Source organism: Paenibacillus sonchi (assembly GCF_016772475.1).
GTDB classification, from domain to species: Bacteria; Bacillota; Bacilli; order Paenibacillales; family Paenibacillaceae; genus Paenibacillus_AQ; species Paenibacillus_AQ sonchi.
Window position 1 is genome coordinate 835,936 of the sequence record NZ_CP068595.1, and the last position, 14,542, is coordinate 850,477.

The window sequence follows — 14,542 nt, forward strand, 5'->3', positions numbered from 1 at the left end:
AAATTAACGACATTCGTCCATATGGACTCTGCTTTTCTCCATACGCTTGGCCGCAAAACGGACTTATAATGAAGCTGTCTCTCCATTTTACGCTTTCACTGCATATTCTAGGAGGTTGTTTCCTTGTCCATTATTTATGATGCCGAGCAACAGATTTTTCATCTGCAAACGACAAATACAAGCTATGTATTCGGCCTTGCCCGCGGCTCCTATCCCGTGCATCTGCACTGGGGCCGGAAAATCCGCGGCTCCGCCATATCCGACCTGTACGGTCCCGGGGCTATGGGCTTCAGCAGTACTGTTGACCCCAAGGAGCCTGCGTTCTCCCTGGATACACTTCCCCAGGAATATCCGGGGTATGGCTCAGGGGACTTCCGGGAGCCTGCTTATGAGGCCGAGCTGCTGAATGGCACATCCGTAGCCGAACTTACTTATGTAACCCATAGCATTCTTAAGGGCAAACCGGCACTGGAAGGGCTCCCTGCCGTATATGCCGAAAGCGGCGATGAGGCCGAAACCCTGCAGCTGGTGCTGGAAGATGCCACAGCAGGTCTGCGCGCTGAGCTGTCCTACACCGTAATGAGCGGTTTCGATGCTGTTATCCGCTCGGCACGGCTGACCAATACGGGCAGCGGTCCGCTGAAGCTGAACCGTGCCTTGTCGGTTGCCCTGGACTTTCCGCATGCCAACTACGAGCTGATTCAGTTGTCCGGGTCCTGGGCCCGCGAACGCCATCTCGTCCGTGCTCCCCTGCACAATGGACGGCAGGGCATTGACAGCAAGCGCGGGGCCAGCAGCCATCAGCAGAATCCGTTCCTGGCCCTTCTGGCCCCGCAGACCGTGGAAGACAGCGGAGAGGCTTACGGCTTCAGCCTGGTCTACAGCGGCAGCTTCAGTGCGAACGCCGATGTGGACCAATACGGAACTACACGCGTAACGATGGGCATCAATCCGTTCGGCTTCCGCTGGCTGCTTGCGCCCGGCGAGAGCTTCCAGACCCCCGAAGCGGTACTGGTCTATTCGGACCAGGGCATCGGCGGCATGTCCCGGATCTATCACCGGCTGTACCGGACCCGGCTGGCAAGAGGACTATACCGCGACGAGCCCCGCCCGGTGCTGATCAACAACTGGGAAGCTACCTACTTCAACTTCGATGCCGACAAAATCGAAGATATCGCCCGTGCCGGCAAGGCGCTGGGCATCGAGCTGTTCGTGCTTGACGACGGCTGGTTCGGCCGCCGCGATGACGACACCACTTCGCTGGGCGACTGGTTCGTGGATACCCGCAAGCTGCCGCAGGGCCTGCCTGATCTGGTGGAACGGGTCAGACGGCTCGGCATGCAGTTCGGCCTCTGGTTCGAACCGGAGATGGTGTCGCCGGACAGCGAGCTGTACCGCGCCCATCCCGACTGGTGCCTGCATGTGCCGGACCGCAGACGCAGCCAGGCCCGCAACCAGCTGATTCTGGATCTGTCGCGCCCGGAGGTATGCGACTATATCATCGATTCCGTTAGCAGCGTACTGGCATCGGCACCGATCACCTATGTCAAATGGGATATGAACCGGCATATGACCGAGATCGGCTCTGCTGCCCTGCCGCCGGAACGCCAGGGAGAAACAGCCCACCGCTACATGCTGGGGCTGTACCGGGTCATGGAGGAAATCACCTCCAAATTCCCGCATGTGCTGTTCGAAAGCTGCTCCGGCGGCGGCGGCAGATTCGATCCCGGCATTCTTCATTACATGCCGCAGACCTGGACCAGCGATGATACCGATGCCGTGGAACGCCTCAAAATCCAGTACGGCACCAGCATCGTCTATCCGGCAAGCAGCATGGGCTCCCATATCTCGGCAGTGCCGAACCACCAGGTGCACCGCAGCACCTCGCTCTCCATGCGCGGCGACGTGGCCATGTCCGGCAACTTCGGCTACGAGCTGGATCTGACCCTCTTCACACCGGAGGAACAGGCGGAAGCGGCTGCCCAGGTAGCCTTCTACAAGGACATCCGTTCCCTCGTCCAGCAGGGCGATATGTACCGCCTGCTCTCGCCGTTTGAAGGCAATGAAACGGCCTGGATGTTCGTCGATGCGGACCGTTCCGAGGCACTGGCCGGCTACTTCCGTGTGCTGGCCGGACCGAATATGAGCCGCCCGCGCCTCCGCCTTCAGGGGCTGGACCCGGAGAAGGACTACGTCCTCAAAGAAACCGGCGCTGTATACGGCGGCGACCGGCTGATGTATGCCGGACTGCTCCTGCCGGAGCTGCACGGTGACTTCCAGAGCAAGCTGCTGCATTTTGTGGCGGTGGATAAACAGTAAGCTTACGTTCAGATTATGTAGACGGAAAATACGTATAAAAAGCCAAACATCCCTCACCCCAGGACCGCCTGGAGGTAAGGGATGTTTGGTATATCACACAGGTTCCTCAGCGGAGTGTCTTCAGCGCACCGCTCCAGGCAACGACCTGATCCAGCATGCCGTTTACGTTCGTAAGGTGAAGCTCCGCCGGCTTAAAGGTCTGTCCGTTCTCAAAGTCAGTGAAAAGGGATAACGCCGGATGGATACGGACATCCGCGATAGACAGCTCGCCCAGAATGCCGCGCAGATGTTCAGCCGCGCGGGCGCCTCCGACGGAGCCATAGCTTACAATCCCTGCAGCTTTATTGTTCCATGCTTCCCGGGCATAATCCAGAGCGTTCTTCAGCGCGCCGGTAATGCTGTGATTGTACTCCGCTACGATAAAAACGAAGCCATCCAGTGCATTCAGCTTGTCATTCCAACGTCCGGCTTGTTCCGAAGCATCCGCTTCGCCCAGTAATGGAAGCTTGAAATCCGCAATATCCACAATTTCATAATTGGCGTCGCCGCGCTGGTCGGCAATGCCTTTTACCCATTCGCCCACCTGCGGGCTTAAACGGCCCTGGCGTGTGCTTCCCAGAATAATACCAATATTCAATGCAGACATGATTGATCCTCCTCAAAAATAATGTATTCTCAATCTTACTTCCATTATATACTTCGAAGGATTAGTTTATCCTGATTATTGCTTTGGCAGGGAGCTGCGCAGCGGGCTTTTGCTTTTCATGTTCACCTGCCCTGTTCCATCATCTTTGCTGACGGTACCGCCCGGCTGCGGAAAACAGTAACCAGCACCACAGAAGCGATAATGATCACGGCAGCGGTCAACGTATTGACAGTGAGCCGTTCGCCTGCGAGCAGCCAGCCGAAGAATACGGCGACTACCGGATTCACGAACGCATAGGTTGAAACCAGGGCAGCATCGGCGTTTTTGAGCAGCCAGATGTAGGCGGTATAGCCTATGATCGAGCCGAAGACGATCAGATAACCCAGAGCGGTATACGAACGGAGGGAAATCGACGGAATGTCCAGCTTGGACCAGTCGCCGGTAAAATAGGAGAAAATCAGCAGCAGCACGCCACCTGTCAGCATTTGCGCAGCCGTTGACATCAGTGGAGAATCCGGCATCCGGGCGCTGCGCGAGTACATGGACCCTGCCGCCCAACTGAGGGAAGCTGCCAGCAGAGTAATAATGCCGGTCAGGTCTGTAGCGGTCCCATTGTCTTGATGTCCCGGCTGGAAGACCAGAACGGCAATGCCCAGCAGTCCAAGCACAATGCCGGCGATAACGCCGGTGGTTGGACGTTTGCCGCTGCGGCTAAGCCAGCCGAACAGCATCATCCAGACGGGAACGGCAGCGACAATCAGGGAAGCAATCGATGAAGAGACCCCTTGCTCCGACCAGGCCACCAGTCCGTTCCCGCCAAGCAGCAGCAGCGCGCCGACGATGGCCGAAGACCGCCACTCGCGTCCTGCCGGACGCTTAGCCCCGCTTAATCTGGAAATGACATAGAGTACAGCTCCAGCCACAAAAAAACGGATTCCGGCCATCAGAAAAGGCGGCATCGTCTCAATCGCAACCTTCATGCCGACATAAGTGCCTCCCCAAAATAAATAAACAGACACCAGCGCTATGCCAATCACGTACACCGGATTCGCCCCGGCCTTCTGCTTCATGCACTACCACCCTCTCCGTAAATAAATATGTACCTGCATAAATTGTTTGGCCTCCTATATTCCCTTCATTCCATCTTCATATATAGTAGATAAAATAAAGGTCGTCGAGGTTTCCTTGATGTGGGGAATCCGGAGAATTTCGTCCAGCAAAAGGGTAAGCTGCTCCGGTGAAGCCACTCTCACTTTCAGCAGCATGCACCACTCCCCGCCATCCGCTGGCATTCCAGAATGTTTACACCAGGGATTTGAATGCCGATGATTTGATCTGCCGCTTCCCGGAAGCTTTGGCTGACAACCTTCACGGAGATCATGACCTTAATTTTCTGATCCAGCTTCCCCCAGTCCACAATGCCCCTGTATCCTTTAATCACACCGTTTTTCTCCAGTTTGCTGACCCGTTGATGCACCGTGGGCCGTGAGATATGCAGCAGCTTGCCAATCTCCTCGTGGGACAGTCTTCCATTCTCTTCAAGCAGCTTCAGAATTTTGATATCCAGTTCATCCATAGGAACGCCTCCCGGGCAAAATTATAGCATAATCCCTATCATTTATGACTAATCGTTTTAGTTAATACCTATAATCAATCGGATCGTTATAACTGCAAACATTTATTTTCGTTATCGTTACCCACAAAGCTATGACAGGGCCAGAAAATGACGATTCGTAAGGCTGTTGTCACGCGCAAAAAAATCCCCCTCCTTGCAGCCGGCAGCAAGTGATTCCTGCTTAGGGAACTGCTTGAGAAGAGATCTGGAAAGTACAAGTTTGCTCAAATCCCTAATCAGCGCTGGAACGGTGAGCATTTGCACCTTTTAACGGATTGTAGTCTGGTTAACTTGTAAATCGAGGGGAATCGCCTGATCCGCACCAATATCAACGGCTCTCATGTCCGGATCATTTCGCGGATGAATCATGAAGGGACCAGTTGAAGTGCTCACTGCGAGTCCTGGGCGAACTCTGCGTGGTCAACCTTGAATGGAATAAGCACGCTGAACCGGTGAGAATTTTGCACGTTGTTCAACGTTATGTGCCTTAAGTAATAGAAGGGGTGAGAAATTGCACGTGTACAGCATTGTATGCCTTACGCAAGCCGAATGGGCGAGAATCTTGTACGTTGTACAGTATTATGTGTCTTCCGCAAGCCGAATGGGCGAAAATCTTGTACGTTGTACAGCATTGTGTGCCTTACGCAAGCCGAATGGGCGAGAATCTTGTACGTTGTACAGCATTATGTGCCTCACGCAAGCCGAATGGGCGAGAATCTTGTACGTTATACAGCATGGTGTGTCTTAAGTTAGCTACAAGTCTTATTCACCCGCTAAGGTGGATTTGTTCTTTTTAGAAAATGCTTGCGAAGAAGCAGATGAGGTAGCGTATGTTGGAAAAAGGGAACCTATTTCCCCAATATATCAACATTCGCGGGAATTAAGTGGAAAAAGGAAACTTAATCAGGCCATATTCGTCCGTCAGGGGCGGAAAGGGCTGGATTAGTTTACTTTTTTCCACTTACTCTGCGGGGCGCGGGCAGCGTCGAGCAAATTAGTTAACCTTTTTCCACCTGGAATTGCCGCAGGGTTCACGGAGGGTCCTTCAGGCAACGCTAAACAAAACGGCTACGTTGTCGTATGAAGGGTGGCGTAGCCGCTTTGTACGGAACAACGGCAGTTTTGCCGTTGTTCAACCCCCGCAGGCCGGGATGCCCACTAAGCCCGGTTTATATAGCACAATTGCCCCCCACTTGCTGCATAGTTGCTGCTCAGCCTTCCCTGCCGGGAAGCCTGCCGAAGAACTCCCCTTCCTCCAGGCCCGACACAAACCGCTGCAGCCAGGCATAATATTCTACCGCATGCTGGAGCTTGTCCAGATCCCGCAGGCAGGCCTGCCGCTCCTCTTCGGGAGTGTCTGCCGCCTGGGTCAGCGCCTGAAGCTCAGGCATCACCGTACTCATCGCTTCCTGCATGACATCGATTTCCCGCTGGAGCTTCAGGCTGAAGAAGTTTTTGAATGCCTGAAAAAAATCCGTCTCCGCAATATACAGCTCTTTCCGCTCACGTTTCTCGTCCAGCCTGGTCACCATCCGGGAAGCGATCAGGGAGCGGACACCGTAGCTCATATTGCTTTTGCTCATATTCATGACCTGCTTCATTTCCTCCAGCGTCATCGGCTTGTCCTCAAAGAACATGATCCCGTAGAGCTGTCCAAAGGAATAATTGGCGCCATACAGATCCATCGTCTGTGCTATCGCATCAATCATGGGACGCAGCAGCTGCTCCCTGGGTGATAAATGCTGGTTGTCCCCGCCAAATGCGGCCTGTTTCATTCGCTGCACCTTCACTCTTTTATAGAATCGTTCCCTCTACATTACACAATACTGAAGCTTCTTTGCAGCTTTCCTGCAAATTTTACACAATTTCCGAATGATGTTTACCTCCGCTTGACCATAAGGCCGCGCCATGAGTGTACAATTTTTTTTGAACAGAGAGCTTTCCTCTGCATTATACCGCAAAACAAAGCTGATGGAATGGGGTATCGGAACAAAAATGACACGCTCAAAGGTTATTAGCGGCTTGAAGCCCATACTGTTCACGCTGCCGGCGATGGTACCGTTCGTCCTGTTCTGGCTGGCGCCGCTGTTGTATGTGCTGTATCTCAGCTTCACGGAATGGGATTTTATGAGCCCGGAAAAAACTTTTGTCGGATTACAAAATTATGCTGATCTCTTCAGCAATCCGGCCTTTTACAAGGCGCTGAGAGTAACTGTGCTCTTCTGTGCAGGCAGTGTGCTGCCGATCATTCTGCTCGGCCTCGGGCTTGCCCTGCTGATGAACCGCAAGCTGAAAGGCTCCGCACTCTATCAGGTGCTGCTGTTCTCGCCATGGGTTACGCCAACCGTTGCAGTATCCATTGTCTGGTCGTGGATCTATGAACCTGAGGTCGGCCTTGCCAATACAGTGCTGGATGTCCTCGGACTCGAAAAAATCGGCTGGCTGCAGGACCCCGAATGGGCGCTTGTGGGAGTCCTTCTGGTGACCATCTGGAAATCCGTGGGCTGGGCGATGATCTTTTATCTGGTGGCGCTGCGGAATGTGCCTTCAGATCTGCTTGAAGCGGGGGACCTCGATGGCGCAAGCGCTGGACAGAAGTTCTTCCGCATCACCCTGCCGCTGATCTCGCCAACCACCCTGTTTCTGTTCGTGGTCCAGCTTATCCAGGCGCTTCAGGCCTACGATCAGATCAATGTGCTGACCCAAGGCGGCCCCTCCGGCTCTACCCGCACACTGCTGTATCTGTATTATCAGTCCGCCTTCGAATCCTTTCAGATCGGAGAGGCTTCCAGTGTGGCTGTCGTTCTTGTCACCATCTGCATGCTGCTGTCCGTATTCTCCTTCGGCGTCAGCAGGCGGACCACGCATTATCAATAATCTTTTCATTTTCCAAAAAGGAGGTCTCACCGCTTGCGTATACTCACTCGGCTGGGCGGCCCGGTCCGCCATCTGTTTTTTGCCGCGCTTGCCCTGCTGATGGCTTTTCCCTTCTATTGGATGGTCACCAGCGCACTGAAAACCAATGATGAAATCTGGCGCTCCCCGCCTACGCTCTGGCCTGAAGTGCCGCTCTGGGGCAATTTTGCCGCTGCCTGGAATGAGGCTCCGTTCGCTAGATACATGGGGAACAGCATATTCGTCGCTGCTTCCATTGTCATTCTGCAGATCATCAACTCCGGCATGATGGCTTATGCGCTGACACATATGAAATTCCGCCTGAAGGGACTTTTTGCCGGAGTCATTCTGTTTGGGTATATGGTCCCGGCTACCGCAGTTTACCTGCCCGGCTATCTTGTGCTGTCTGAGCTGCATCTGCTGAATTCCTATGCCGGCCTGATTCTCTCTAACTGTGTAAGCATCTTTGCGATCTTTTTGATCCGTCAGGCGTTCCTGCAGGTCTCGCATGAGCTGGTGGAGGCCGGTGAAGTGGACGGCGCCTCGCATATGCGGATTCTGTGGACGGTGCTGGTGCCGGTTACGAGGTCTTCCTTTGCCGTGCTGGCGCTGATTACCTTCATTGATCAGTACAACAATTATTTCTGGCCGATGCTGATTACCAAAAACCCTGACCTGCAGTTAGTCTCGGCCGGCCTGCGCAGCTTTTTCGTGGAAGGGGGTGCATACGGATTACAATGGCCGCTGATCATGGCCGCCAGCGCCTTCACTATCGCCCCGCTGCTGCTTGTCTTCCTGCTGGCGCAGAAAACGATTATGCAAAGTGTCAATATGACGGCAGGTTCAAGTAAAGGCTGAAATCTTACATTAATGAACAAAGAGGAGAATGATGATGAACGTATTAAAAAGGTTGTCACTGGTATCCATGATTGCCGGACTCACAGTACTCACGGCTTGTGGCGGAAATTCCGCTTCGGGCAATGATACAGCAGGGGTTGGTGCCTCCGCAGCTCCCGCTGCGGACGCCGCACCGGCACAAGGCAAACCGGTAACGATTGAATTCTGGTATGGACTCGGCGGCAAGCTCGGCGAAAATATGGAAACGCTCATTCAGAAATTCAATGCCTCGCAGCAGGAGGTCATCGTCAAAGGTATTGTGCAGGCGGATTACAGCGAAACAGAACAGAAGCTTCAGGCGGCCATTGCTACCGGACAGGTTCCTGCAGCCGTACTCTCCTCCAATATGGACTGGGCGCGCAAGGGATATTTTGCTTCAATGGATGAGCTGATTGCAGAGCAGCCGGATTTTAATAAAGAGGATTTTGTCCAGACCTTCCTGAAGCAGGGCCAGGTTGACGGCAAGCAGTATTTCCTTCCGATGTACGGAACGACACAGGTTATGTATTACCGTAAGGATGCTTTTGAGAAAAGCGGGATTGACGCCAGCCAGCTGAAGACTTGGGAAGACCTCGCCGCAGCCGCGAAGAAAATGACTGTTCAAGACGGCGGCAAAACAACCTTCTTCGGCTGGGAGCCGATGTGGGGCTCCGGCAACATGATTGATGCTGTGATGAGCAAGGGCGGCAGTATTCTTAGCGAGGATGGAACGAAAGTAACCATTGACTCTCCTGAGTGGGTAGAGACCTGGGACCTGTTCCGCAAATGGATTCACGAGGACAAGATCATGCGCATTCACTCCGGCGGACAAGGCTGGGAGTATTGGTACAAAACCATTGATGATGTGATGAAGGGCCAGGCGGCAGGCTACACCGGCTCCAGCGGGGACCAGGGCGATCTGGATTTCAGTATCGTCTCGGCCATGGAGCAGCCGGGCTGGGCAGGAGTAGGTGAAGGAAAACCGGTAGCAGAGGCGCTTATGGCCGGCATTCCGGCCAAGGCCGGAGATACCGAGAAGCAGGCAGCTATGAAGTGGCTGACCTACTTCACGAATTCCGAGAACACCGCCTTCTGGTCGATCAACACCGGATACATTTCCGTCCGCCAGTCTGCCCTTAAAGATCCGGCATTCGTCTCGTTCAGCGAGACCAATCCGCAGATCAAAGTTCCATTGATGCAGGCATCCCACGCCTCCGCCCCGTTCCAGGACCCTACCGGGGGCAAAATCAGCGATGCGCTAAAAATCGCTGCCGACAAGGTGCAGATTGAGAATACCCCGGCGGCAGAAGCGCTTAAGGAAGCACAGCAAACCGCCCAATCGGCACTGGATAAGATGAAATAAGCAGGAATATAATGACGTAAAATGATTAAATTCAAGGGGTGGCAGCATGCCTGAACTCATCACACCGCAAGGGAAGCATTCCATTTCCGCAATCCTGTTCGACAAGGACGGCACGCTGCTCCAGTTCATCTCCCTCTGGGGAAGCTGGGCCGAGTGTTTCCTGGAACAGTTCACCCGGCAGCTGGCAAAGCGCGGTCTTGAATTCCCGGTTCAGCATCGGGCCGCCCTGCTGGGGACTGTCCACGATGCCGGGGGAGAATTACCGGCTATGACCGCAATGGTCCCTTGGCCATGGGCACAATGAGCGATCTGTACGCCATCCTGTCCTGGCAGGGCTACCTGCTCGGCTTGTCCTGGGCCGAGTCCATGGAACTGGTGACGCTCTGCCGTCAGGAAGCGGATGCGCTGCTGGAGCGGAGCAGGCCGGTGCTCCCCCTCCCCGGCCTGCTCCATTTCCTGGACCAATGCGCAGCCTGTGGTGCAGCCCTCGCCGTAGTAACCGCCGATGAAACGGCCGCAGCGGAAAACCACCTCCGCTGGCTTGGCATCCGCGGGTATTTCTCCGCCGTGATTGGCACGGATCAGGTCGAACGGGGAAAGCCATTCCCCGATATGGCGCTGCTGGCCTGTGAACGGCTGGGGGTACTTCCTGCCGAGGCCGCCGTGATTGGCGATACGAACGGCGACATGCGGATGGCCAAGGCCGCCGGTGCGGCTGTGGCCGTTGGAATTGCCGGCGCGGCGGACTCCGTGGCGGGGAATACCAGCGCGGTGGACGCAGCAGCGCACGGCGGGATCACTAGCGCGGTGGACGCAGCGGCGTATGGCGGGATCACCAGCGCGGTGGACACAGCAGCGTACGCCGGGATTACTAGCACGGTGGACGCAGCGGCGGCGCGCTGTCTTTTGCCTGATGCTGATTCTATTGTGCAGTCCTATGCAGAACTAAGTATCGAAAGGAAAGCAAGATGAGGGCCGAAGGGGCATGGGCCTGGGTTTTTCTGGTACTGGCGATTCTGTTCGAGCTGTCCGGAACCATCTCTATGAAAATATCCCATGGCTTCACCCGGCTCTGGCCCTCCGTGCTGATGTTCCTGTTCTACGGGATCAGCTTCACCTCGCTGAATGTGGCGCTCACCTCGATCAAGGTCGGAGTAGCTTATGCGGTATGGTCAGGCGCGGGAATCATCCTGATTTCTCTGGTGGGGGCGTTGTATTTCGGCGAACGGATGACCCTGTCCTCCCTCTTATGGGTGACTGTGATTGTGGCCGGAATTGTGGGTTTGAACATTAGCGCCAAGGGACATTAACAGAGTTAATAGTATTAACGATGTTCCTGCCAGCACCTGCAAACCGATCTGATTCCTGAACCGGACTATCCACGACGAAACGGGCTGTAAATGTACAGAGTTGCTTTTATTCAGTTGATCATGCAATCCAAGGAGGCTCTTTCGAGAATGAGTACAAACGAATCTGGCGGACAACAGCCGCTGCTCACCTTCCAAATCATCACGGATACCCATGTCACCGCTGATCCATCGCATGAGTATAATCTGAATTTCGGGCGGGCGCTGGAGGATCTGGCCCTCCATGCCCAGGGCAGCAGCGGGATTATGCATATTGGGGATATTACGGATCATGGCTTTACGGAAGAATACGAGGAAGTCCACCGCATTCTGCAGCTGCATCAGGCAGCACTCCCGGAGATCCGTTACACCTTGGGGAACCATGACGTGGGTCTCGGCCACTGGGAATCCCGCCTGGCGATGTACACCTCCCGCACGGGAATGACCGGCCCCTATCATGACCACTGGATCGGCGGGTATCATTTTATTTTCCTTGGAACAGAGGAAGGATTGCCTACCTTCTGCAATCTGTCAGAAGAGCAGCTCCGATGGCTGGACCGGAAGCTTGGGGAGCGGGCGGCGGAAACCCGGGAGCTTGGCCGGCAGCTAACAGACCCTTTTGAGCTTGCCGGGCAAACGGTCGTTGAGCACGAACCTGGAAGGCTGCCTGTGAGCGTTCAGGCATTTGGCGACACTGCAGCGCAAGCACAGCCTATATTTTTGTTCCTGCACCAGCCGCTGAAGGATACAGTAGCAGGTTCGCTCGAGTCACAGGAGTGGTACGGGGTGACACAGGATAAGGAACTGCGGGCCATCCTGGCCAAGTATCCGCAGACTCTTCTCTTCACCGGCCATACCCACTGGGAGCTTGAGGTCAGCAACACGATGTACCCCGGCAACGGCGAAACGGCAACTATGTTCAATGCCGCTTCTGTTGCTTACCTTTGGACTAACGCGGATGAGCACAAAAGCGGCAGCCAAGGGTATTACGTGGAAGTCTACAGCGATAAGGTGCTTGTCCGGGGACGGGATTTCACTACGGGGAGCTGGATTGAATCAGCGCAGTATGAGGTGGTTACGCCTGTAAATGTACGCGGATAATGCCATGGCAGATGGATGTTTGCCAAACAAGACATATACTTTTCAGGTGTCACATTGACGATACAGCTGTAGCAAAAAACAGCCCTCTCCGCAGTGGAGAAGGCTGTTTGCGTGCCAGCACCTTCCCTGCAATCAGCTTGATCCTCACCATAGGTTGTCCGAATAAAATCTCCCATCTAGCTGTTCTTTTAAATTACAATACTCAACAAATAGACACTTTATTCCAGAAAAAAGGGTTGAACCAGTGGGGCAAGAGAATATAATTTATTATATAAATGGAAAAAAGAGGTGATGTTCCGAACTGAGTATTCTATATTTCTTGTATACTGGTTTTCTAACAATTCCACATTTAAAAAGGAGAAATAGCGATGAGTATGAAAAGGACAGCAGGAGGAGTATTTCTATCTGCAATGCTGTTATCTAATGTTTCTCTGGCTTATGGGCAGTCTTCCCAACCTTTTAAGATTGACCCTTCGTTTATAAATACAAAAACAATAGAAACCTCCCAGAACATTCAAAGTAACATCCAATCATTACCTGTTCCTATGTTGAAGAAATCAAACACGCTTCCCTACGAGAACCCTAACGATGTTGTTGAAAGAACCAACAAAATATTTTTCAATTCTGATGAAGAATTCACAAAAGCCGAGAATGAGAATAAATCGACAATCCCTGTTGAAGTTGTTGCAGAGGATAATCAGCCGACAATTCAATTAAACGAAAAAAAATTCGAAAATCAGCTCAGCGTCCTATTTAAGAGTGAATTAAAGTTCAAAAAAGTAAGTAACCGAACATATCATATGGATGTTACTAAAGAACAACTGGATATTCTGAAAGAAATGAAGGAATTAAAGTTTGCCATTATACAACCGAAAAAAGAAAAAGGCTCATACATTGCAGAAACCGCTGGAGAGCAGCCTATCACTCCTTTTTTAAATGCAGCCAGTGAGATGACGGGAGTTACCAAAGCTCGCAGTGATTTTAAAGTGACCGGAGCTTTAGACGGCATGGAGACCACTTACACTAAAAGCGATGTTGTAATTGCTGTTGTTGATACTGGTATAGATGCTAATCATGTTGATTTAGATGGGGGTAAAGTAATAGGATGGTATGACTCCGTAAATGACAAAACCAAACCTTATGATGATCACGGGCATGGTACACATGTAGCAAGTATTGTGGCAGGTACAGGGGAAGGTGATCCTAATGTTCAGACTGGCGTGGCCCCAGGCGCTGCATTAGTAGGTGTTAAGGTTCTTGATAGTAGCGGCCACGGATCTAACGCTGATATTATCGAAGGACTGCAATGGCTCTACAACAATCTTCATTCATACAATGTTAAAGCTGTTAACTTTAGTATAGGGACTCTGAATTCATATGAAGACGCATCTAATGTAATTACGTGGATCAAAAAAATTGAGAACGCTGGAGTTCCTGTATTCGTTGCGGCTGGAAATTCAGGCCATGGCTATAATGGTACTGAATTTCTAGGCAAGTACTATGATACACTTAGCACTTATGCCAAATATACATCTACATCCGTAGCCAGTATAAAGGACCCCTATGAAGGAGGCTGGGGATTGAGTGTCTTTTCATCCAGAGGTACAGGCAGTACAGGTCCTTTTATTTCTGCACCAGGTGAGAGCATTAGAGCGGCTAAAGCTAACTCTAGAAACGAATACGTCACCATGAGCGGAACTTCAATGGCCACCCCTTTTGTAGCTGGAACCTACGCGCTGATGTATGATGCAGCTTACTCAAGAGGTACATCAAGCTCTATTAGTTTTTCTATATTTGACATGGGTACTCAAGGGTATGACAAGTTGTACGGCAATGGTATATTATTTGCTTATGAGTCCATTAAAAATGCCGCCCAAGAACAAGGTGATTTTGATAATCATCGCGCTTTGATTTCTGTACCCGGGGGACATGTGGCTAAAGATTATGTTGATGTATATGCGGTAAAACAGAATGCAACGAGTGCAGATCTTAACGCTACATTATTGATCATAAATGAAAATAAGGAAAATTTGGATTTAGCAATATGGGAACCAGGAGCTGATCCATACCAAGGTGCGCCCGCTACCTATTACATCGGAGAGAATACAGAACTCCCTCAGGAAAATATCAATATTAAAACACCTAAGCAGGGTACTTATTATTTTGGAGTATTCGGAAAAGATCATAGTGCCGACTACACCTTGGAAATCACCGGTAATAACATTACTCCTTGATTCTAATTAACGTTAAAAAAGTATACTCTTTCTTTCAGTAAATTTATAGAACAACAAAAAGCAGCCCTCTCCGCAGTAGAGAAGGCTGCTTTTTGTATGCCAGCATCCGTAAATAGATCACTGGACCAGAACAACGCATTTCTGCCG

15 protein-coding genes are annotated in these 14,542 nt (G+C 52.2%); 9 read left to right on the forward strand and 6 right to left on the reverse strand.

All coding sequences use genetic code 11. The annotated features are described in order from the left end of the window. Positions 1–123: 123 nt before the first annotated feature. A complete protein-coding gene (locus JI735_RS03800; protein WP_039835137.1) occupies positions 124–2,319 on the forward strand; it encodes an alpha-galactosidase in 2,196 nt (731 codons plus the stop codon). A 106-nt stretch (positions 2,320–2,425) separates the two neighbouring features. On the opposite strand, the gene JI735_RS03805 is transcribed toward JI735_RS03800, so the two are convergent. The 6 genes from JI735_RS03805 to JI735_RS03820 form a co-directional block, all read right to left on the reverse strand. Further along, positions 2,426–2,965, reverse strand: a complete 540-nt coding sequence (locus tag JI735_RS03805; protein WP_020430965.1) for an NADPH-dependent FMN reductase — start codon at positions 2,963–2,965, stop codon at positions 2,426–2,428. Positions 2,966–3,087: 122 nt separating this feature from the next. After that, positions 3,088–4,035 (reverse strand): EamA family transporter, encoded by a 948-nt coding sequence (locus JI735_RS03810; protein ID WP_039835135.1) that lies wholly within the window; start codon positions 4,033–4,035, stop codon positions 3,088–3,090. Positions 4,036–4,089: 54 nt separating this feature from the next. Then, on the reverse strand, positions 4,090–4,230 hold the full coding sequence (locus tag JI735_RS35265; protein ID WP_233476230.1) for an Lrp/AsnC ligand binding domain-containing protein: 141 nt from the start codon (positions 4,228–4,230) through the stop codon (positions 4,090–4,092). Next, on the reverse strand, positions 4,221–4,541 hold the full coding sequence (locus tag JI735_RS03815) for an Lrp/AsnC family transcriptional regulator (RefSeq protein WP_233476231.1): 321 nt from the start codon (positions 4,539–4,541) through the stop codon (positions 4,221–4,223). The genes JI735_RS35265 and JI735_RS03815 overlap by 10 nt, the downstream gene beginning before the upstream one ends. A gap of 306 nt (positions 4,542–4,847) precedes the next feature. Continuing rightward, positions 4,848–4,973, reverse strand: coding sequence for a hypothetical protein (locus JI735_RS36815; RefSeq protein WP_267919150.1), 126 nt, complete (start codon positions 4,971–4,973; stop codon positions 4,848–4,850). Positions 4,974–5,791: 818 nt separating this feature from the next. Next, positions 5,792–6,355 carry a GbsR/MarR family transcriptional regulator gene (locus tag JI735_RS03820; RefSeq protein ID WP_039835129.1) on the reverse strand — a complete coding sequence of 188 codons (564 nt, stop codon included), beginning with the start codon at positions 6,353–6,355 and terminating at the stop codon, positions 5,792–5,794. A 220-nt stretch (positions 6,356–6,575) separates the two neighbouring features. Here JI735_RS03820 and JI735_RS03825 point away from each other — a divergent pair, with 220 nt between their 5' ends. The 8 genes from JI735_RS03825 to JI735_RS03860 all read left to right on the forward strand — a co-directional run bounded on the left by JI735_RS03825 (position 6,576) and on the right by JI735_RS03860 (position 14,395). Continuing rightward, on the forward strand, positions 6,576–7,457 hold the full coding sequence (locus JI735_RS03825; protein WP_051051737.1) for a carbohydrate ABC transporter permease: 882 nt from the start codon (positions 6,576–6,578) through the stop codon (positions 7,455–7,457). Positions 7,458–7,490: 33 nt separating this feature from the next. After that, positions 7,491–8,333, forward strand: coding sequence for a carbohydrate ABC transporter permease (locus JI735_RS03830; RefSeq protein WP_039835128.1), 843 nt, complete (start codon positions 7,491–7,493; stop codon positions 8,331–8,333). 34 nt (positions 8,334–8,367) lie between these two features. Continuing rightward, positions 8,368–9,714 (forward strand): ABC transporter substrate-binding protein, encoded by a 1,347-nt coding sequence (locus JI735_RS03835; protein WP_039835127.1) that lies wholly within the window; start codon positions 8,368–8,370, stop codon positions 9,712–9,714. A gap of 46 nt (positions 9,715–9,760) precedes the next feature. Continuing rightward, positions 9,761–10,018 carry an HAD family hydrolase gene (locus JI735_RS03840; protein WP_202677078.1) on the forward strand — a complete coding sequence of 86 codons (258 nt, stop codon included), beginning with the start codon at positions 9,761–9,763 and terminating at the stop codon, positions 10,016–10,018. After that, complete coding sequence (locus JI735_RS03845; protein WP_202677080.1) at positions 10,006–10,686, forward strand: HAD family hydrolase; 681 nt, start codon at positions 10,006–10,008, stop codon at positions 10,684–10,686. Before JI735_RS03840 ends, JI735_RS03845 begins: the two co-directional genes overlap by 13 nt. Then, positions 10,683–11,024 carry a DMT family transporter gene (locus JI735_RS03850; RefSeq protein ID WP_020429559.1) on the forward strand — a complete coding sequence of 114 codons (342 nt, stop codon included), beginning with the start codon at positions 10,683–10,685 and terminating at the stop codon, positions 11,022–11,024. The genes JI735_RS03845 and JI735_RS03850 overlap by 4 nt, the downstream gene beginning before the upstream one ends. A gap of 147 nt (positions 11,025–11,171) precedes the next feature. After that, entirely contained in the window at positions 11,172–12,161 is a 990-nt protein-coding gene (locus tag JI735_RS03855) for a metallophosphoesterase family protein (protein WP_039835126.1), read from the forward strand. A 368-nt stretch (positions 12,162–12,529) separates the two neighbouring features. Further along, entirely contained in the window at positions 12,530–14,395 is a 1,866-nt protein-coding gene (locus JI735_RS03860; protein ID WP_051051735.1) for a S8 family serine peptidase, read from the forward strand. Positions 14,396–14,542: the final 147 nt, after the last annotated feature.

Excerpts from the sequence above, each read along its gene's own strand:
- JI735_RS03810 (WP_039835135.1), bottom strand. The coding sequence starts at position 4,035 with ATGAAGCAGAAGGCCGGGGCGAATCCGGTGTACGTGATTGGCATAGCG.
- JI735_RS03825 (WP_051051737.1), top strand. The coding sequence starts at position 6,576 with ATGACACGCTCAAAGGTTATTAGCGGCTTGAAGCCCATACTGTTCACG.
- JI735_RS03820 (WP_039835129.1), bottom strand. The coding sequence starts at position 6,355 with ATGAAACAGGCCGCATTTGGCGGGGACAACCAGCATTTATCACCCAGG.
- JI735_RS03840 (WP_202677078.1), top strand. The coding sequence starts at position 9,761 with ATGCCTGAACTCATCACACCGCAAGGGAAGCATTCCATTTCCGCAATC.
- JI735_RS03815 (WP_233476231.1), bottom strand. The coding sequence starts at position 4,541 with ATGGATGAACTGGATATCAAAATTCTGAAGCTGCTTGAAGAGAATGGA.
- JI735_RS03850 (WP_020429559.1), top strand. The coding sequence starts at position 10,683 with ATGAGGGCCGAAGGGGCATGGGCCTGGGTTTTTCTGGTACTGGCGATT.
- JI735_RS35265 (WP_233476230.1), bottom strand. The coding sequence starts at position 4,230 with ATGCTGCTGAAAGTGAGAGTGGCTTCACCGGAGCAGCTTACCCTTTTG.
- JI735_RS03835 (WP_039835127.1), top strand. The coding sequence starts at position 8,368 with ATGAACGTATTAAAAAGGTTGTCACTGGTATCCATGATTGCCGGACTC.
- JI735_RS03860 (WP_051051735.1), top strand. The coding sequence starts at position 12,530 with ATGAGTATGAAAAGGACAGCAGGAGGAGTATTTCTATCTGCAATGCTG.
- JI735_RS03855 (WP_039835126.1), top strand. The coding sequence starts at position 11,172 with ATGAGTACAAACGAATCTGGCGGACAACAGCCGCTGCTCACCTTCCAA.
- JI735_RS03845 (WP_202677080.1), top strand. The coding sequence starts at position 10,006 with ATGGGCACAATGAGCGATCTGTACGCCATCCTGTCCTGGCAGGGCTAC.
- JI735_RS03805 (WP_020430965.1), bottom strand. The coding sequence starts at position 2,965 with ATGTCTGCATTGAATATTGGTATTATTCTGGGAAGCACACGCCAGGGC.